Below are 17,616 nucleotides of genomic sequence, written 5' to 3'. Positions count from 1 at the left end.
GACGCGGGCCGCGGGCTTGCGGTCGGAAACATCCACGTCAGGGCTTGCGGGCAAGTCCGCCGTGTTCAGCGATGACTTGTGGGGCCGGACTCGTGGCGTCGGGTCGCCACAGGGGGACTGAGACGACGCCAGGCTCCAGGAGTTCCAGACCGTCGAAGAACGAGGTGATCTCGTCGACGGTGCGCAGGTGGTACGGGACGGCGCCGCTCTCGTTGTACGCGTCCTGGGCGCGCTCGAAGACCGGGTCGATGCCGCGCGAACCGTCGTTGATGGAGAGGTGGCTCCCGGACGGCAGTGCCCCCATGAGGTGGTCGATGATGGCGCGCGCCTGGCCATGGTCGGCGACGTGGCCCAGGATGTTGCTGAGGATCAGTGCCGTCGGTCGGCCGAGGTCCAGGGTGTTCGCGGCGGCCGCCAGGACACGGTCCGGGGCATTCGCGTCGGCGTCGACGTAGGAGGTCGCCCCCTCGGGCGTGGAGGAGAGCAGGGCACGGGCGTGCGTCAGGACCAACGGGTCGTTGTCGACGTACACGATCCGGGATTCGGGAGCGATTCGCTGGGCGACCTCATGGGTGTTGTCGGCGGTCGGCAGGCCCGTTCCGACGTCGAGGAACTGGCGTATGCCCGCTTCGGCGGCCAGGTAGGTGATGGTGCGGCGCAGGAACGCGCGGCTGCTGCGGGCGATCGTCACGATGCCAGGGAACACGGCGGTGTACGCGTCGCCGGCCTGCTCGTCGACGGGGTAGTTGTCCTTCCCGCCCAGCCAGTAGTTCCAGATACGGGCTGAGTGCGGCACCGAGGTGTCGATCTCCGTGTGGTCGCTCATGCGCAGCATCCGTCTTTCTGCCGAAGCGGGAAGTACCCGTCACAACGTACGGCCCAACACCCGTGCGATGTACGCCAGTTCACCATTCCGGCAGGCCTCGCGGCGGTACTGGCTGTCGAATGGGACGATTCGCGGTCAGATTGGAAGGTTCCGGCATGAACGGAACCGGCTCACCGGCCGTATTCTTACGCGATCGAGGTGCGGATCCAGCCAAATACCTCGGTCTTCATGGGGTTTGTGCACACGGGTCGCCCACGTACGGCGACCCCGGGGGAGTGAGGGGCAACCATGGTGGCGGAGAGTCGAACGGTGCGGACGGGCACCGTGCGTCCGGTGGACGCGGCGCGCTGGGCGATGTGGGCATTCGTCCTGGTCAATGTGGTGATCGTCGAGGTGCTGTTCGCCAGCGCCGGGTCGGGCAAGAACGAGGTGCTCACGGTCGCCAAGTTCTTCGGACTGCACGCGGCCCTGCTGATGCTGCTGCAACTGCTGCTGGTGGCCCGGCTGCCGTGGCTGGATCGCCGCATCGGGATGGACCGGCTCACGGTGTGGCACCGCTGGGTCGGCTTCACCCTGCTGTGGACCGTCCTGACCCACGCGACGCTCGTGGTCCTCGGCTACGCGACACTCGACGACACCTCCATGGCCAAGACGTTCGTCGCGCTGAGCGGGGTACCGGCCTCCCTGCTGGGCATGCTGGCGGCGGCCGTCATCGTCACGATCGCCACCATCTCCACCCGGTCGGTGCGCAGGCGGCTGCGGTACGAGGTCTGGCACGGTCTGCACCTGCTGCTCTACGTGGCCCTCGGCCTGGCGTTCGTGCACCAGCTGGAGGAGACGACGACGTTCACGTCCTCCGCCTTCGCCACGGCCTACTGGTGGATCCTGTGGCTGTTCGCCTTCGGCGCGCTGCTGACCGGGCGTCTTGTCGTGCCGCTGTGGCGCAACGCCTACCACCGCTTCAGCGTGGCCGCCGTGGTGCCGGAGTCGCACGACGTGGTCTCCGTGTACGTCACCGGCCGGCACCTCGACAAACTCCCGGCCCGGGCCGGTCAGTTCTGCATCTGGCGGTTCCCCGGCCACAACAACTGGTGGCTCGCCAACCCCTTCTCGCTGTCGGCGGCGCCCGACGGACGCGGACTGCGCCTCACCGCGAAGGCCGTCGGCAGCGCCAGCGCCGGCCTGCGCGACCTCCCCGTCGGCAGCCGCGCCTTCGTCGAAGGACCCTACGGCGCGTTCACCTCCCTGCACCGCTCCCGGCCCGGCGTCCTGCTGATCGCCGGCGGGGTGGGGATCACACCCGTGCGGGCCATGCTCGAGGAGCAGGTGAGCGGCGATGTCGTCGTGCTGTACCGGGCACGCAGTGAGGACGACGCCGTCCTGCTGAACGAGGTACGCCGCCTGCTGGCCCTGCGGGGCGGACGCCTCCACCTCCTCACGGGCCGGACCGGTGAGACCGGCGTCCCGCCGTTCGGCCCGGGCAACCTGCACCAACTGGTCCCGGACATCACCACGCGCGACGTCTACGTGTGCGGGCCTCCGGCCATGACGGCGGCCGTCCTGACCGGCCTACGAGACCTGCGCGTCCCGGCGCGGCAGGTGCACGCGGAGAAGTTCGGCTTGGCCTGACCGGAGGGGGCCGCACCTCTGTCGACGCCGACGCAACGGGTGTCTGGGCCGGACGCCCCTGCCGCCGCGGCCTGAGTCGAGGTGCTGGCGCACGGCAGCGGCCGCCTGGCGGTCCCACAGTCCTCCGCAGCCTGCAGCACCGGCAAGATGGCCGACTGATGGGGTGGCGAGGCGCGTTGATATGCCCGGCGAACAGAGAAGGTTGCCAGGAGCGGGCGAGGTGACAACCCGTGACAGCGGGGGTGCGAGCGGGGGACGCACTCAGTGGTGTAAGGCCGCCCAGGTGTCCGGGTGGAGGATGTCGTCGGAGAAGTCGGAGAGGAAGAACCGGCCGTCCTTCCACCACGGATCGGCCGAGGGATCGAACAGCATGGCTGCCTCGCGGCCGTGCGCCGTTCAGCCGGTCGGCAGCCGTGTCCCGGAAGTACCACCGGATCGGCGACCTGAGAACAGGACCCGCGCTTCAGGACAGGTCCGAGCCTCCAACGCACCCGCAGCGGTTCACAAAGCGTTGGCCGTGTGTCGTGGACGCACCAGTCGCCAGGCGCTTGGCAAGGGCGTTGCGCCTCCCCTCGTCCGTGGGCAGTTCCAGGTTGCTTCAGAAATGTGGGCGTGGCCGCTCGGCAGATACGCGCGCTCGGTCGTCAGCCGAAGGTGATGTCGTAGCGGCCTGCTGGGCCGGGGACGTCGAACTTGCGTATCCGTTCGCCGAGGCCGGTGACGCGGGCTCGGCGTCGGTAGTGGCCGGCGGGGAAGCGGTCGACGAGGAAGCGGCCCTGGCGGGTGGTGTGCGTGGTGGGGACCCCGTCGCCGGCCGGGGTCTCCACCCTCACCCAGGCGCCGGGGAGTGGGGTGCCGTCTGCGGTCAGGACGGTCCCGCCGGCCTGGATCATTGCATCGGCGTTCGCCACTCCCGTTTGCCCGCGGTGTACTGCGGTCGGTCGAACGCCCGGTCTCCGAGAGCCCGCTGCCCGCGTATGGGTCGGGCGTGCCGGGAGCGGTGCGGGTGACCGGAATGGCCGTTCCATCGGTCAGTCGCGGTGCCAGATGCCGAAGGGCAGCGTGTCGCCGAACTCGAGGAGCTTGCTTGAGGGGCTGGTCAGGTCGGTGTATTTCTGGTCCACGAACTGCCTCAGGCCGGGGCGGGCCGTCGTTCTCCAGGACCAGAGGAAGTCGATCACATCGTCGGGGCGGTGTTCAGGCAGCTCGTACTCGTCCAGGGCGATGAGGAAGCGCTGCCGGAAGACCTCGCCCGTGCGGGGATCCTCGATCTTTTGGAACCAGAGGTTCCCTTGGAAAATCAGCATGGCGTCTATGTATTCGATGAGCGGCATGATGTTGCGTCCATGTACCGCCTTTCCGTTTCGGGCGAGTACGGAGTGATAGAAGTACGGAAAGAGACGGGGGATGTCGCGTTGCTTCGTGGGGTCCCGGTCTCCGTCCTTCCAGTAGGACGAAGTCTCCGCGGGCATTGGGCTGCCGGCGGCGATGGTGGGCGGTGGCGCGGCCGGGGCAGCGGCCGAGGGACGACCGTAGAGTTGCACGTACAGGTCGGCACCGCTTTTGCCGGATCGGCGAGAAGCCATGAACTGACCCTTTCTGGCGGACGCTTGGGGCTGAGCGGCCCCGTGAGCGTGACGTGTTCTTACGGCGGTGTGTTGCGATGCATGCCTCGACTTCACTGTCGTCGGCGGGATCGTGGCCACGTGGATATCACCGCTCAAGCAGCGCAAGAACGGCCGCTGCTTCGCTTGTGTCGTAGAACGCGTGCAGCCGGGCGATCGTCGTTTGGTGGCCTAGGCGGCGGACCAGGGCGGCGTAGACGTTTCTGTTCCTGGTGAGCTGGGCGTCCTGCACATCCGGTTGATTGAGGTGCAGAGTGGCGTCGGCCAGTGCGCGCAGGGAGTCGTCCCACAGATGCGGTCGGCCCGTGTGTTCGGCGAGCGTGAGCAGCACGTGGGCGAGGGCGCCCAGGCTCTCGGCGGCGCCTGCGTCCGCGCCGGCCTCCTTGAGGGTGCGTGCGGCCCCCGCGAGCAGGTGCCGGGCGCCTTCCAGATCGCCGTCCATGTACGCCACCACGCCGAGGTGGTGGCGGTAGCGGCCCTCCGAGTCTCTGGCGCCGCGCCGTTCGGCACTGGCCAGGCATTCGCTCCACCGTCTATTGGCCGTGTCGAGGTCTCCGGAGTCCCTGGCGACCGCGGCGATCAGGTTCAGGCCCAGTTCGAGGTCCTCCACGTCGCCGCTGCGTTCGGCGAGCGCGAGGTGGTGCTCCGCGAGGGTGTGCGCCGTGGTGACGTCCTTCTCCATGAGGGCCGCGTAGACCAGATAGGTGTATGCGCGGAGCATTCCGTCGGTGTCGCCGATCCGCTCGGTCTGAAGCAGCGCCTCGCGTGCGTGGGCCTTGAGTTCGTCCGGTTGTTCCAGGCGGAGGTAGACGTCGGCGACGAGCAAGGTCGTCTCGGCGATGCCGTGCCGGTCGGCGGGCACCTCGCGGTCGTGTTCAAGTGCCTGCTCGAAACACCGCAGCGCGTCGGCGTAGCGGCCCTCGTCGATGGCCAGTCGGCCTCGCTCGGTCAGCCGCGCCGCAAGGGAACGACGGTTCGCCGTTTCGCCGCGCAGCGCGTCTGCACGGTCCAGGTGCCGCTTCTTGGCCGCGAGGTCGCCGTGCCGGTCGGCGCGCACGGCGAGCGAATGGTGGATGCGGCTCATCTCCTCGTGATCACCGAGCTGTTCGCTGAGGGACAGCGCCTCCTGGAAGTGAGCGTCGGCACGGTCGTACCGGGAGAGGTTGGTCTCGGTGACACCGAGGCGGTGCAGGCTCTGCACGATCGAAGCTTTGTCTCCCGCCCGGCGTCGGATGGCCAAGGCGCGTTCATGGGCCTGAACGGCTGCGGCGACCTGTCCGGTCTCGAGGTCGCAGTCGCCGATGCCTTCGTGGGCGTCGGCGGCTAGGAGGGAATCGGGCGGGACCACCGTGAGGATCTCCCGCGACAGCGCTCTCACCTCATTGAACCGCCCGGCCGCGAGGTGACGGCGACACAGCAGACCGGTGACGCCGACGAACTCGTCTGCCATGCCCGCCTGTCCGGCGTGGTACCTGGCCTCGTCGGCCGCGGCCACGTCGGCGGGCAGTTCGAGGTCACCGGCCCCGAGCCGGGCGAACCAGTGGGCCGTGGCCCTGCGGTGCGCCGCCCGCCATGCCTGCGGGGCGAGTTCCGACAGGTACGTGGCGATCCACCGTGGAACGGCGAACCGCGGATGCGCGTCCGGCTCCGGAGAGGAGGACAGCAGTCCCGCGGCGACGAGTTCGTCGAGGATGTGCGGTCCGGCCGGCCGAGTCGGCGCGGGAGGCGAATTCCGCGCCGCCGTCATGTCGGCTGAGGACTCGCCGCGCGGCAGGAACGCCTGGGCTGACATCGGGCCACGGAAGACCGCGGCCGCCGTCAGGGCGCTCCGGGCGTCGGCGCACAGTCGAGACCAGACAGCGGGCAGGGCCGCGTCCTCGGCCGTCAGCACGGCTGCCTCCCGCAGGACTGCGCTCAGCCCCTCGGCCGACACGGACTGCACGTGCTGTTCGGGGACGTTCAGACCACGGGCGCGCAGTACGTCCATGAGGCGCGGCCAGATGTCCGGGCTCGCCGCCTGCGGGGTCGCGCGCAGCAGGCAGGCCGCGAAGGCCAGGGCCCGCGGGTGGCCGCCGAGACCGTCGACGAGCCGGTCCAGGTCCTGAGGGCGCAGAACGCCCAGCCCGGGAACACGCCGCGCCAGATAGCGGGCCTCGGACAACGGCAGCGGCTCCACTCGCAAGGTGGCCAACGGCGGGTGCGCGTGCGAGCGCAGGTTGAAGTGCACGGGTGAGCGGGACGTGACGACGAGTCGCCGCTGTCCGCCGTCGCCGGACGTCACCCACGCCGTGAGGAACGCGGCCTTGAGGCAATCGCTCATCTCGCCCTGCGGCTCGGGCGGGCACGAGACCGCCGACGCGGTGGGGAAGTCGAACAGGACAACAGCCGGGGCTGGGGCGGACCGGGGAGATGTACGGGTGTCCTTGCCGTCGGCGTTGACGTCGCGGGCCTCGTGGGCGTCGAACCACTCCTGGGCGCGGCGGATCCGTTCGGCGTCGGGGAGGTCCGGGTCGCACAGGCGTTGCGCCGCTTGCGGGTCGACGAGTCCGGTCAGGGCCCGCGTCATCCGGGTGAGGGTTTCCAGTGCCGAGGTACGGTCGTCCAGGTGCGCGACGCGCTGGCGGGGCACAGCCTGCCGCGCCAGGGATTCCTCGACGAGCGCCGTCTTGCCCGTGCCCGCGAGCCCCGTTACCTGCACTGGCTCACCGGCCTGCCAGAGCCTGCGCAGCAACCACTGCAGTTCCCGGCGGCGGCCCACTGCGACCTGTGAGCCGGCACCGGCGTTCGCCGCGGTGCCGCCGGCCCCGTAGGGCGGTTTCGGGGAGCGGGCTGTGGTTGCGGCCTCGCTGCGCAGGCCGCCGGGCCGTCCGGCGGCGTAGAGGGTGGGCGTACCCCACTCCGCCGGACGCCGAGGGCGTGGTGGCTGGTCCGGCGGCATGCCGAAGGGTTCGGGCCGGCGCTGTTGTTCCAGTTCCTGCCGGGTTCGGGCGACCGTATGGGGAAGTGGGGTGACTGGGTCCTCGGCGAGGCGCTCGTAGAGGCGGGCGCCGAAGTCCGTGGCGTAGCCGTCGCTGACTTCCGCCGTCATCGCGAGCACCGCCGGGAAGCCCGCGGAAGCGAAACGCTCCGCCAGGCCGGGCAGTTGACCGGTGAGCGGCGGTCGTCCCGGTGCGGACAGGTCGGTGCGGGGCGTGAAGGGGCCGGTGGACGCGCCGCGTGCCGAGGCACAGGCCGACAGGACCAGCAGGCCGGGCTTCGGGGCGTCGTCGGGAAACGCGGCGACGAGGCGGTCGAAGGGCACGAGATCGGCCGCGCCCGTACCGTCCTCCAGACAGAGGCCTTGCTCGTAGCCATGACACGACAGGTGCACGATGTCGAACGCGGCGCGGTGCAATGTGGAGCGCAGCGCCTGCCAGGTTCCCTCGCCCAGTAGTTCCAACACCAGTCGACCGGAGCGGTCGGTGGCGTCGAGCAGCCGCCGTTGCTCTGTCTCGATGTCGAGGCGGGCGAAACCGTACTCCTCTGGCGCGGCGATCAGCGCCAGGGTCCGCAGCGGTCCTTCCGGTACGTCCTGCCCCGCGCTCTCGAGGCCGTGGCCGGGCCCCGGTGAAGCGGAACGGTAGAGCGCCACGTGCGGGTCGAGCGCCAGCGGCGAGCGGGTGCCCGGGTGGCACAGGGCCTCCCACGGCAGATCCTTCAGCCGTGCGTCCGTGACATGGAGTCCGAGTCTGTGCGCGGCGTTCGGGCCGGGGGAGTGGCGCAGCAGGTCGTCGAGGGCTCGCCCTACCGGACCCTCGACGTAGGTGCGGGTGAGGGCGGCGCCCGCGGCGACGAGATCCGCGTGGGACGGGTCCGTGTCGGCGGCGTGGTCGAGCGGGCGCAACGGCGCGGCGGCCTCGGCCGCGGATCGGGTGCGCCAGGCGCGCAGCACCCACCAGGCCTGGTCGGCGGCGTGATCGGGCACGCCGGCCCGCTGGCGCACCACGCCCGCACGACCGGGCAGCCGAAGGGAGACCTCACTGTTGTCGATGTGCAGGACGGCGTCCGTCGGGGTGGCCGAGGGGGAGGCGGCGTGACGCGGGTGCGACGGCATGGGGTCTCCGTGTGGGCGGACGTGTCGTGACAGACGTACCGAAGGGGGTTGTGGCAGGGGCATGGCGCAGGCAGTCGTGCCTGCGTGGCTATTCGGCCCGGTGTCGTGATGGTCAGCGGGCCGGAGCACTGGGTGTGGCGACGGCGGCCCCCGAGGGGACGGGCGAGACGGTGGAGACCGTTGCCGGTGTCTTCTCGGCCGGATCCGTCGCGGAGGTCGCCAGGACCAGGCACAGGGCGCCGACCAGAGTGACCCCGCATCCGATGAAGGTGTGGACGCGGGCCTTGCGGACGCCGGCGCGAACATCCCACGCGTACATCAGGGCCGCCAGGCGACTTACCCGGGTGTAGTCGTCGGCGACCCACGATGCGGCCTGCCGACGGGCTGCGGCCAGGGCTTGGCGGCGTGTCGGATCGCTCTCCGCCGCCAGCATCCGTGTGACGTTCTGGAGCACCAGCCGGTGCTTGACGAAGGTGTTGTCGAAGTCGTCCAGCGCGGTGGGCCCCTTGCGCGCGGACGGTCCCAGAAAGAGCTCGGGATCCGACTCGACCGCGGTCTTGATCTCCGTGAACCGTGGAGTGCTGAGGTCCCGGTAGGACACCAGACGTGGCATGAGGGCCTCGCTCGTGACCCACAGGGCCCAGCCCACCCCGGCCAGGGCGACCGCCAGGCCGCCCAGCGCGAACAGCAGCCGGCCCGTGGAGGCCGCTGACCGCATGGCGGTCAGCGGGACACCGGCGAGGAGGACGGCGCCCACGGCCGCCAGGGCCGCGAGCATCCATTTCGCCGTGGCCCGCATGTCCGGGACCGCGTCGAGCGGGGAGGAGCCGGCGGTCGTCGCTCGGCCTGCCTGGGGATCAGTCGTCGGGGTCGTCACCGTGGCCCTTGAAGAAGACGGTTGGTACGTCGTCCACCGGGGCGATGACGCCTTCGTCCCCCATCGGATTCCATGTCCCGTCCAGGTACACCTCGGGCACGGCCCCGGTGAAGCGGACCTCGCCCTCCTGGGGAGTGGAGGCCGTCACGCCAGGGCCTCCGCGACCATACGCTCCATCTCCCTCTGGGCGTGCGGAGGCAGCCCGAAGTACAGGGCGGACTGGTAGCCCCGCGCCCCGCGCACGGCTCGCTCCCTGCCCGCGTCGCGCAGCTCGTCCGCCAACTGCGCGATCTCCCCGCAGAGCTCCGCGCGGCCCTCGGGCGAGTTGCGCGTGTGACCGCGCATGTAGGAACGCGCCAGGCCGTCGATGAGAGATTCCAACTCTTTCTGACCCGCCGACTTGAACAGCATGATTCGTCCCCCTCGTCGATTTCTGCCGGTTGTGTCCATTGATACGACAGACGTCGGCCGCCGCGGGGTCACATTGCACGCCGTATCGGACTGTGCAACGGGACTTGTTCCAACGCCTCCCTTCGGCTACTGGCCGGCTGTCACGCTGATGCGTATGGCGCACACCACACCGCAGTCGCCGCCCCGCCCCCCGTTCCCCCCGGCAGCTGTCGGGGCCCGCGGGCGGGTGGCGTGGCTTCTACGAGTCAACCGGCTCCTGGGATCGGACGGCCGCTACGCCTCCCTGCCCTCCTTCGCCGGCGCGTTCTCCGGCGGCTCCTACGATCACGCGGTCAGCGTCAGCGCGTTGTCACGGTGGGAGACCGGGCAGGTGCCGGCCCCGGCCGCCGCGTTGAGCCGCTACGAGGAACTCCTGGGCCTCCCGCGAGATCTGCTGCTCACCACGGCACGGACCACCCTGCGGTATCTGGCTCCCTCCGCGCTGTCCCAGCCCCCGCTGCCGCGGACCGGCAAGGGGCTTGACGCCGCGGCCGACCGCGCCCAGGAATTGCTGGAGCTCGCTCTGTCACGCGATCTGATGCGCGGTGAGGACTGGGCTCAGCTCACCGAGGCGCTGTGCGAGATCGGCCGGTTCGCGCTGCTGACCGGCTCCGCCTGGACCCAGATCACCGAGCGGCTCGTGGCAGAGATGGTCATCGCCGACGACGTGCCCTGGATGGCGCGGTTCGAGGCGCTGAACCGGCTGTTGAACCACCCCAGGGGTGCCCAGCACGCGATCGCCGTCTGTGCCTCCATGGCACGGGACGGCTCCAACTACGCGGCCACCGAGGTGGTTTGCGCCCTCGACAACACAGCGCATCCGGATGCCGCCGCCCGAGTCCTGGCCGAGCTCAGTCGGCCGAACAGCCAACGCGCCTTGGAGGGGGCGGTGATGGCGTGCATCCGCAAGGTCGAGTACGGCCACTTCACGGCACACCAGCTGCGCCGACTCGCCCACGCCGTCCACGACATCGGTCCCGAGTGGGACCTCTTCGGCCAGGTGCAGGCGCTGTCAGGCGCGTTGCACGAGTTACCCGCCGAAGCGGGCCCGGTGTGTCGGAGCCACAGAGGCTCGTACGCCTCACCCCTCGGCGATCCCCGTGTGGGCGGCCATCGCTCCGACCGTCCCCGTACCCACCGACCCCCCGCAGCCGCCCTCCCCGCCGGAGCTCCCCCCACCGAGCTGGCCGGCGTGGCACGACGGGTCCTCCGGCACGCCCGGCGCGGGACCGAGCCCGACCACACCGACGCCACGCTCGCCCTTCTGGTCACGGAGATGTTCTGCCACCCCGTGTTCGATGTGCGGCTGCACACCTCCCTCCTGCTCGCCGCCACGCCCTACCGCCGGGCGCTGGCCGACGCCGCCGTCGCGGAACTGGCCAGCCCGCGCATCGCCGCGACTCTGTCCTGCGCCCTGCCTGTCCTCGGCGTCCTGCGGATCATCGGCGACGCCGGTCACCGCGGGAGCGTTGAGAGGCTCGCGCTCACGTCCGGACTGCCGCGCGCCACCGCTTCCGCAGCCGTACACAGCCTCGGACACATCGACACGGATCAGGGCGACGACGTGTTCTTCACCCGTGCCCTCGCCCACTACACACGTCAGTGGGCACAGCGCCGCGACCCGGCAGCGGCCACCACGCTGAACGGCCTGGTCTACGCGATCGGCCGCGCCGGGCGCACCGAACTTCTACGCGACATCCGCGACCGCTCCGAATACCCCCTGGCTGCCCGGCAGGCGGCCGCCTGGTGGCTGAACCTAGCCGGCCACACCCAGGCGAGCTCATTGACCTGAACGCACCAGATGGGCGGGCCTCGCTCGGTCGTCGACTTGCAGCCGAGAGGGTGATCAGGATCGCGCAGGTCCAAGCGACCCTGGCGCTCGCAGCCGCCATCAACAGCCCGCGCGAGGATGACGTGCCGGCAGTGCGAAACAGGTAGCTCTTCCTGCACGCCGATCCGACGAGCAGTGCAGGACGTTCCAGCCCTGTCGGGGCGGTGGAAACGGTCGGCCTGCGCGGCAGGACACAGAACCTCGATTTCTGTTCTGGCCAGAGGTTGAGGTCGGGCTTGTCGGCCACCCTCAGCGGGTGGTGGAGAGGGTGCTGCCGTGGCGGGTATGTGGTCGGTGCGACCACGGAAGTTCTGTGGCCGCGTCGCGCGAAAAACTCGCCGTGGCTCGGGAGGCGGTGTTTGTAGGGTTCCTGCATGGAGGATGTGAGTGAGCAGGCCGTGCAGGCAGCCATTGATGGGGAGTTGCGGCTTCTCGACCCTGAGGTGCGGGCGTCTCCGGCCAGCGTCCTGGAGCTTTTGGATCCGGAGTTCACCGAGATCGGCGCCTCTGGGCGCCGGTGGGATGTGGAGTCGATCCTCACCGTGACGAGCGGCGGCTCGGTGTCCGCGGATGCTCCTGTCGAGGTCAGTGAGATGTCCGGTGTCGTACTCGCGCCGGGCATCGTCCACCTGACGTACTTCGCCGACAACCAAGGCCGCCGGGCATGGCGGAGCTCGTTGTGGCGTCTGACGGAGACGGGTTGGCGGATGTACTTCCACCAGGGGACTTTGACCAGCTGAGTGCTGAGCCGCCGACCGCACCCGGGTTGGGCTCGGGTGCGGCTAGCGTGGGTGCACGGTGTAGGTCAGGTGCGTCACCCGCGGCGACGACTCCGACCGAACCGGCTCCAACCTGATCCTGGACGCGTCCACCCCGTCGAACAGGCGGGTGCCGGCGCCGAGAAGCACCGGTGACAGCGTGACCGAGAACTCGTCGACCAGACCGGCGTTGAGATACTCCAGGATCGTCGCGCCGCCACCGGCGACGCGGACGTCGCGGCCACCGGCGGCGGTGCGGGCCTGGTCGAGGGCGTGCTCGATGCCGTCGGCGACGAAGTGGAACGTGGTGCCGCCGGGCCGCTCCCACGGATCACGCTTGGTGTGCGTCACGACGAAGACGGGGGTGTGGAAGGGAGCCTCCTCAGGCCATGACCGCTCGCCGAGGTCGAACATGCGCCTACCCATGACGCTCGCGCCGGTGCGCTCGAACGTCGCCCGCGCAACATCGTTGTCGAGACCCTCCTCACCGCCCTCGCCCAGCTTCAGGTTCTCCCGGAAGAACCGCAGCGGGAACGCCCACGCCTGCAGCTCCGACCACTGCGCCATCCAGCGCCGAACGTCCGGGCCGTCCTGCGTGTCGGCCGCGAAGAGCTCGTCGCCGGCGGGCACCGGCTCGGGCGCGATGAACCCGTCCAGCGACATCGTCACGCTGAAGAACACCTTCCCGGCCATCAGCCCTGCGCCCCCTTCCGCGCGAGGTCTCCGACGTAGGACGCCAGGCTGTTCAAGGTCTGCTCGCCGCCCTCGATCGCGTGGTACTTGTGGACCGCCTCGTCGCGCAGCTCCTGGGTGGGGAACACCGTGCGCATCACGACCCGGGTCGCCGCACCGTCCTGGGTGAAGTCCAGGACCGACTCGAAGGCGTTCGGGTCGTCGCGGGACTCCCCGTGCAGGAACACGATCCGTTCCGGCGGGGCGATGCGCAGCCACCGGATCCACTCGGGGTAGTCGGTCCCGTCCGGCCCGTGCAGTACGAAGTCCCACTCGCCGCCCTCGCGGAACTCGAAGGACCGCGTGGTGGTGGTGAACCCGTCCGGACCCCACCACTGCGACAGGTGCCGGACCTCGGTGAACGCCTCGAACACCAGCTTCCGCGGGGCGTTGATGACCCGGGAGATCACGATCTCCCGGTCGGCGGTCGCCGACTCCGCCCGCGTTTCTTGCCGTTCCGCTGCCATCGGTCATTCCTCCTGCTGTGTCCGCTTGAGGTCCTGAACGTAGGTGTCCAGCCGGTCGAAACTCTCGTTCCAGAACCGCTCGAATCCGCCGACCCACTCGTGGATCGGCCGCAGCCCGCGCGCGTCCAGACCGTAGAGGCGCTGCTTGCCCGCCTCACGGACCCGCACCAGCCCCACCTCCCGCAGCACCCGCAGGTGCTTGGACGCCCGCGGCTGGCTCATCCCCAGTTCCTCGGCCAGGTCACTCACCGGCCACTCACCCGCCCGCAACAGCGCAAGGATGTCCCGGCGCTGCGGCTCGGCGATCGCGTTGAACGCGTCCGATGTCGTCGCTGCTCGTGCCATGACAGCCATCGTATGCCCATATCGGAATATGTAAAGCGGGAGGGAGCCGGGTGCGTCTTGTCGGATGACTTCGGCAGGCCAGGAGGCACCCCTCGCCAGGTACGTGGTCGAGTCGACGCCCTGACCGCAGCCGATGACCAGCTCGACGTCCTCGTCGCCGTCGGTCGTCGGGGCAGGCCCTCTCGGGGCTCAGATGCGTATGACGGCGAAGTCGGGCGGGTCGGGGCGGAGCTGCTGAGGGCTCGATCATCGACAGATGGCGGAGATTGCAGCGCTGGACCCGGTCGTTGTACGTCGTCGGGTCTCCCGACGGTGTGATGTCGTACAGCAGGCTCAGTCCGTCGATGGGGCTGATCACCGGATCACCGGTGCGGTAGCCGCTGTCCTCGACGCAGGCGAGGAAGCGGGTGATCGCGGTGCGGTACTCGCCCGCCGTCACGCGGTCGTCCCGCAGCGCCCACTGGCTGGCGCCATCCATCCGCTGGCGCCCTCCCGTCCTGGAGCTCGGCAAGTACCCGACCGAGTGCGACATCCACCTCAACGGCCGCGGGCTGCTCCTCATCCCCTCGTACTTCTGCCGGAACACCCCGGTCTCCCTGGCCGATCCCGACCTGCCTCCCGTACTGCTCTATCCCCTCCACCACTCGCCCGCCGCCATCCAGCAAGCCGTTGGCCACGCACCGCTCGCTACGGCCGGGCGCAGCCTCGGGAATGCTGCGCGCCACTCCCGCCGTCAGCCGTCGGCGCGAGCCCCAAGAGTCGTCCCGGTGTGCCGTCGGCCTCTCAACGCCCCCTTCGGCCGGCCCTCGGGCGGCTGACCGGCTGGCCTACGTCAGGGTGTGGGACGTCGTCGAGGAGGAGCACGGCGGCTGTGCCTGGAGAGCCGTGCCGGCGCTGCCGTAGATGCATGTGGCAACTGCTGTCCAAGCTCGGCAACCCGGCCGGACATGAGTGCGGATCTTCCGGGTAGACGGACGTGCCTGTGGGAGAAGAGCCGTCGAAGCCTGGGGAGGTCGTAGCGGCTCTTCTCCCTCTTCTCTCGCCGGGTACCTTCTGACGCGCCACTTGGCCGGACACCGTGACGGGCACGCTGTGAGGGTGACTGCCTTTCTGAACCAGCTGCCCGCACTCATAGGTGTCGTCGTCGGACCTCGGCGGAACGGCCATTCCCGCCCACAGCGTGGTCATCGCCTGGAACACGGCTGCCAACTTCGACCCGGCGACGTCCCCTGACCCGGACCGCTTCGATGTCACGAGGGAGGGTGCCGCGGAGCACCTCGCCTTCGGGCACGGGATGCATCGCTGTGTCGGCGCGCAGCTCGCGCGAATCCAGCTCAAGGCGGTTTTCGGCACTTTGTTCGCAGCGATCCCTGGCCTGCGGCTGGCGGTGCCCGCCGCCGAGATCGTCTACAGCGAAAACACGCTGCCGGTCGTCTGGTGAGCCCTTTTCGGTAGCCGTGATTGACTTAGTGGGCGAGCGCCCACTAAGGTCGTGCCGTGTCGAATCCGAAGATTGGCAGTGAACTCCATCAGCAGCGGCGTGTCGCCGAATCCTATGGTGTGGATTCTGAGCGATACGACCGGACTCGGCCGCGTTATCCGAATGCCATGGTCAAGCGTATCATGCAGGCATGCCCGGGCGTTCAGCTGTTGGATGTGGGCGCAGGTACTGGTATTGAGGCGCGACAGTTCCAGGCGGCCGGATGTTCGGTTCTCGGCGTGGAACCGGATGCACGGATGGCGGAATTCGCGCGGAGCCGTGGAACCGAAGTCGAGATCTCGCGATTCGAGGAATGGGATTCGGCGGGACGTCGGTTCGACGGGGTGATCTCGGGCCAGGCGTGGCACTGGGTGGACCCTGTAGCGGGTGCGGCGAAAGCCGCGTCGGTCCTGCGTCCGGGAGGGCGGCTGGCAGCCTTCTGGAACGTCGCCGAACTTCCGGCAGAGGCACGCGAAGCCTTCGGTGAGGTGTATATCGGGGTGGTGCCGGACGCCCTGGCCACTCGCGCCTACAGCATGCCGACGCCTCCACCGAGCAGCTCGCCGTTGCTGACCAAGACCATCGACGGGCTCCGCCAGGCGGACGTCTTCGGTGAGCCCGAGCAGTGGCAGTTCGAGTGGGAGTACGTCTACAGCAAGGACGAATGGCTGGACCAGCTGCCCACACAGGGAGATCACAGCCAGTTCCCGCCCGAGAAGCTGGACAAGGTGCTCGCGGGGGTCGCTGCCGCCGTCGACGCCATGGGCGGCGGCTTCAGCGTGAAATACACCGCTGTCGTGGTGACGGCGGCGCTGCCCACGTCCTGACGGCACGCCGCCGCGTACGCGCCGGCGCGACTCGGCTGCGTCGCGCGCCAGCGCGCTCGAGCGGTGCGCCGCACCGGCCTGCGCGACCTGCCAACGAAAAGGAGGCCGACTCGGTCGACGGTCCTTCAAGAAAGATCGAGGTTAGAACGGCTTTAGCGGCAGCCCGGATATTGAGGTGCGTGGACCAAGCGGCCCGGCTCGACCGGACATGCATCACACCAGAACGGAGCGAGATGGATCATATTTTCCAGGCCAGCCGTCGGTGGGAGCGAATACAGAACCGCTGGATCACCGAGGACGCTGCTGTCGACCTGACGAATCTGAAGTCCGACCCGAGAACTTCAAGCTGTCCCTCTGGGGCCCGTCGACCAACGGGGTCCGGTATCTGAAGACCCTGACCTATCACCTCGGCATGGAGTCGAGCGCGGAGGATCTGGAGAGGATCAAGCGGACCCCCAACCGGGACATCGGCAACCCGATCACCGAGCGGTGCCAGGGTGAGGCGCTGTGCATGGACTACCTTCAGGCGACGTTCGAGCTCGGCTTCATCGAGCGTGCGATCGACCTGAGTCCACTCCTGGACGGCTACTTGCAGGGCCAGGCGGCCGTGCAGATGGCACTGGAGAACGGGCCTTTCAGACAGTTGCTGGACATCCAAGACAGCGCGGCGGTGCAGACCGCAGTACCCGCGTTCATCTCCGGTTACCGGCCGGGCGACGCCTGGGACTGCGTCGGGGACAGTCGTGCCCTTCCGTGGAGCTACCTCTGGAAGGCCCGTACAAGAAGCCTGCTCAGCGATGACGTCCAGCAGATCCCGGGCGACCATCGTGGCGAATTGGAGATCACGGATACCCTGCGCGCCTACCCGGCCGCAGGGCGTGCCGAGTTGGTAAGGCCCGGCATCCTCGACTTCACGCACCCGTCGAACGACTGAGCCATCCGCTGGGGGCGGTGCTGGTTGCTCGCGCTGTAATCTGGGCAGGCAGCGAATTGAGTGGGTGGATGCCCACTCAAGCAAAGCGGTACTGGCCGGTTGATGCGCGAGAGGATCTGTGAGTGCCGACTGGAGTGCACCTCCGCGACGCGCGGCAGCAACTTTTCGACGCTGCTGAACGCGTCCTTCTGCGCGATGGGCCGAACGGGCTGACCTCCCGCGCCGTCACCGACGAGGCGGGTTGCGCCAAAGGAGTACTGCATCGGCACTTCGCCGACTTCGACGCCTTCCTCGCCGACCTCGTAGTCGACCGAGCCGCTCAGCTGGAGACACAGGCGAGTGCGCTGCGCGAGTCCGCCGGCACCGGCACCGTGACCGACAACCTGACGGGTGCGCTGACCGCCCTGTTCGGGCCGATTCCCGTGGCGATCATCCCGCTCATCACCTTCCGGGACGAGCTGCGCGCACGGCTGCGGCAAGCCATGCCCGGCGGTGGCATCGCGATCCTGGCCCAGGCCACGACCGCGATCTCCGCCTACCTGCGCGAGGAGCGTGAGCTGGGCCGCATCACGGCCGGCGCCGATATCGACTCGCTCACCCTCTCCCTGGTCGGCGGCGGGCATCTCCTTTTCGCGGACCGCGACCCCGGCCCGCCGACCACGGCAGCCGTCAACAAACTTGTGACAGCGGTCGTCGCCGGCGTGGAACGACAACCGGCCTAGAGAACCCGGGCTGTCAGGAA

The 17,616-nt window shown here is 69.4% G+C and carries 18 protein-coding genes; 8 read left to right on the top strand and 10 right to left on the bottom strand.

Features of this window, described 5'->3' with window-relative positions:
* Positions 1-37: 37 nt before the first annotated feature.
* Positions 38-826: an SAM-dependent methyltransferase gene (locus ACFY0U_RS26285; RefSeq protein ID WP_388639750.1), complete on the bottom strand. Its 789-nt coding sequence runs from the start codon at positions 824-826 to the stop codon at positions 38-40.
* 288 nt (positions 827-1,114) lie between these two features.
* Between ACFY0U_RS26285 and ACFY0U_RS26280 the strand changes: the two genes are divergently transcribed.
* Positions 1,115-2,455, top strand: a complete 1,341-nt coding sequence (locus ACFY0U_RS26280; protein ID WP_388639748.1) for a ferric reductase-like transmembrane domain-containing protein — start codon at positions 1,115-1,117, stop codon at positions 2,453-2,455.
* Positions 2,456-3,099: 644 nt separating this feature from the next.
* Here the strand turns inward: ACFY0U_RS26280 and ACFY0U_RS26275 are convergent.
* The 6 genes from ACFY0U_RS26275 to ACFY0U_RS26250 form a co-directional block, all read right to left on the bottom strand.
* On the bottom strand, positions 3,100-3,348 hold the full coding sequence (locus tag ACFY0U_RS26275) for a carboxypeptidase-like regulatory domain-containing protein (protein WP_388639746.1): 249 nt from the start codon (positions 3,346-3,348) through the stop codon (positions 3,100-3,102).
* A 138-nt stretch (positions 3,349-3,486) separates the two neighbouring features.
* Positions 3,487-4,041, bottom strand: a complete 555-nt coding sequence (locus tag ACFY0U_RS26270; RefSeq protein ID WP_388639744.1) for a hypothetical protein — start codon at positions 4,039-4,041, stop codon at positions 3,487-3,489.
* Between the two features lie 127 nt (positions 4,042-4,168).
* The gene (locus ACFY0U_RS26265) at positions 4,169-8,173 is read right to left on the bottom strand and encodes a CHAT domain-containing protein (RefSeq protein WP_388639742.1); all 4,005 of its coding nucleotides are present in this window, start codon (positions 8,171-8,173) and stop codon (positions 4,169-4,171) included.
* Positions 8,174-8,285: 112 nt separating this feature from the next.
* Positions 8,286-9,050, bottom strand: a complete 765-nt coding sequence (locus ACFY0U_RS26260) for a hypothetical protein (protein WP_388639740.1) — start codon at positions 9,048-9,050, stop codon at positions 8,286-8,288.
* Entirely contained in the window at positions 9,031-9,198 is a 168-nt protein-coding gene (locus tag ACFY0U_RS26255; protein ID WP_388639738.1) for a hypothetical protein, read from the bottom strand. Before ACFY0U_RS26255 ends, ACFY0U_RS26260 begins: the two co-directional genes overlap by 20 nt.
* On the bottom strand, positions 9,195-9,461 hold the full coding sequence (locus ACFY0U_RS26250) for a hypothetical protein (protein ID WP_388639736.1): 267 nt from the start codon (positions 9,459-9,461) through the stop codon (positions 9,195-9,197). Before ACFY0U_RS26250 ends, ACFY0U_RS26255 begins: the two co-directional genes overlap by 4 nt.
* Positions 9,462-9,615: 154 nt before the next feature.
* On the opposite strand from ACFY0U_RS26250, the gene ACFY0U_RS26245 reads away from it, so the two are divergent.
* Complete coding sequence (locus ACFY0U_RS26245; RefSeq protein ID WP_388639734.1) at positions 9,616-11,292, top strand: XRE family transcriptional regulator; 1,677 nt, start codon at positions 9,616-9,618, stop codon at positions 11,290-11,292.
* A gap of 413 nt (positions 11,293-11,705) precedes the next feature.
* The gene (locus ACFY0U_RS26240) at positions 11,706-12,071 is read left to right on the top strand and encodes a DUF4440 domain-containing protein (RefSeq protein ID WP_388639732.1); all 366 of its coding nucleotides are present in this window, start codon (positions 11,706-11,708) and stop codon (positions 12,069-12,071) included.
* A gap of 42 nt (positions 12,072-12,113) precedes the next feature.
* On the opposite strand, the gene ACFY0U_RS26235 is transcribed toward ACFY0U_RS26240, so the two are convergent.
* The 3 genes from ACFY0U_RS26235 to ACFY0U_RS26225 are packed head-to-tail and all read right to left on the bottom strand — an operon-like array spanning position 12,114 to position 13,633.
* Positions 12,114-12,782: a dihydrofolate reductase family protein gene (locus ACFY0U_RS26235; protein WP_388639730.1), complete on the bottom strand. Its 669-nt coding sequence runs from the start codon at positions 12,780-12,782 to the stop codon at positions 12,114-12,116.
* Entirely contained in the window at positions 12,782-13,288 is a 507-nt protein-coding gene (locus ACFY0U_RS26230) for an SRPBCC family protein (RefSeq protein ID WP_388639728.1), read from the bottom strand. Before ACFY0U_RS26230 ends, ACFY0U_RS26235 begins: the two co-directional genes overlap by 1 nt.
* Before the next feature lie 3 nt (positions 13,289-13,291).
* Positions 13,292-13,633, bottom strand: coding sequence for an ArsR/SmtB family transcription factor (locus ACFY0U_RS26225; protein WP_388639726.1), 342 nt, complete (start codon positions 13,631-13,633; stop codon positions 13,292-13,294).
* Between the two features lie 407 nt (positions 13,634-14,040).
* Here ACFY0U_RS26225 and ACFY0U_RS26220 point away from each other — a divergent pair, with 407 nt between their 5' ends.
* The 5 genes from ACFY0U_RS26220 (at position 14,041) to ACFY0U_RS26200 (ending at position 17,596) form a co-directional block, all read left to right on the top strand.
* Positions 14,041-14,451 (top strand): hypothetical protein, encoded by a 411-nt coding sequence (locus tag ACFY0U_RS26220; protein ID WP_388639724.1) that lies wholly within the window; start codon positions 14,041-14,043, stop codon positions 14,449-14,451.
* A gap of 317 nt (positions 14,452-14,768) precedes the next feature.
* Positions 14,769-15,074, top strand: coding sequence for a cytochrome P450 (locus ACFY0U_RS26215; protein WP_388639722.1), 306 nt, complete (start codon positions 14,769-14,771; stop codon positions 15,072-15,074).
* Positions 15,075-15,130: 56 nt separating this feature from the next.
* On the top strand, positions 15,131-15,940 hold the full coding sequence (locus ACFY0U_RS26210; protein WP_388639720.1) for a class I SAM-dependent methyltransferase: 810 nt from the start codon (positions 15,131-15,133) through the stop codon (positions 15,938-15,940).
* A 412-nt stretch (positions 15,941-16,352) separates the two neighbouring features.
* The gene (locus tag ACFY0U_RS26205; RefSeq protein ID WP_388639719.1) at positions 16,353-16,874 is read left to right on the top strand and encodes a hypothetical protein; all 522 of its coding nucleotides are present in this window, start codon (positions 16,353-16,355) and stop codon (positions 16,872-16,874) included.
* A gap of 122 nt (positions 16,875-16,996) precedes the next feature.
* A complete protein-coding gene (locus ACFY0U_RS26200) occupies positions 16,997-17,596 on the top strand; it encodes a TetR/AcrR family transcriptional regulator (protein ID WP_388639717.1) in 600 nt (199 codons plus the stop codon).
* Positions 17,597-17,616 lie beyond the last annotated feature (20 nt).

Origin of the sequence: Streptomyces sp. NPDC001536 (assembly GCF_042894505.1) — a bacterium.
Taxonomy (GTDB): domain Bacteria; phylum Actinomycetota; class Actinomycetes; order Streptomycetales; family Streptomycetaceae; genus Streptomyces.
The sequence above is the reverse complement of the archived record's forward strand: the minus strand, read 5'-3'. Positions and strand labels throughout refer to the sequence as shown.

Excerpts from the sequence above, each read along its gene's own strand:
- ACFY0U_RS26285 (WP_388639750.1), bottom strand. The coding sequence starts at position 826 with ATGAGCGACCACACGGAGATCGACACCTCGGTGCCGCACTCAGCCCGT.
- ACFY0U_RS26280 (WP_388639748.1), top strand. The coding sequence starts at position 1,115 with ATGGTGGCGGAGAGTCGAACGGTGCGGACGGGCACCGTGCGTCCGGTG.
- ACFY0U_RS26275 (WP_388639746.1), bottom strand. The coding sequence starts at position 3,348 with ATGATCCAGGCCGGCGGGACCGTCCTGACCGCAGACGGCACCCCACTC.
- ACFY0U_RS26270 (WP_388639744.1), bottom strand. The coding sequence starts at position 4,041 with ATGGCTTCTCGCCGATCCGGCAAAAGCGGTGCCGACCTGTACGTGCAA.
- ACFY0U_RS26265 (WP_388639742.1), bottom strand. The coding sequence starts at position 8,173 with ATGCCGTCGCACCCGCGTCACGCCGCCTCCCCCTCGGCCACCCCGACG.
- ACFY0U_RS26250 (WP_388639736.1), bottom strand. The coding sequence starts at position 9,461 with ATGCTGTTCAAGTCGGCGGGTCAGAAAGAGTTGGAATCTCTCATCGAC.
- ACFY0U_RS26245 (WP_388639734.1), top strand. The coding sequence starts at position 9,616 with ATGGCGCACACCACACCGCAGTCGCCGCCCCGCCCCCCGTTCCCCCCG.
- ACFY0U_RS26240 (WP_388639732.1), top strand. The coding sequence starts at position 11,706 with ATGGAGGATGTGAGTGAGCAGGCCGTGCAGGCAGCCATTGATGGGGAG.
- ACFY0U_RS26235 (WP_388639730.1), bottom strand. The coding sequence starts at position 12,782 with ATGGCCGGGAAGGTGTTCTTCAGCGTGACGATGTCGCTGGACGGGTTC.
- ACFY0U_RS26230 (WP_388639728.1), bottom strand. The coding sequence starts at position 13,288 with ATGGCAGCGGAACGGCAAGAAACGCGGGCGGAGTCGGCGACCGCCGAC.
- ACFY0U_RS26225 (WP_388639726.1), bottom strand. The coding sequence starts at position 13,633 with ATGGCACGAGCAGCGACGACATCGGACGCGTTCAACGCGATCGCCGAG.
- ACFY0U_RS26205 (WP_388639719.1), top strand. The coding sequence starts at position 16,353 with ATGGAGTCGAGCGCGGAGGATCTGGAGAGGATCAAGCGGACCCCCAAC.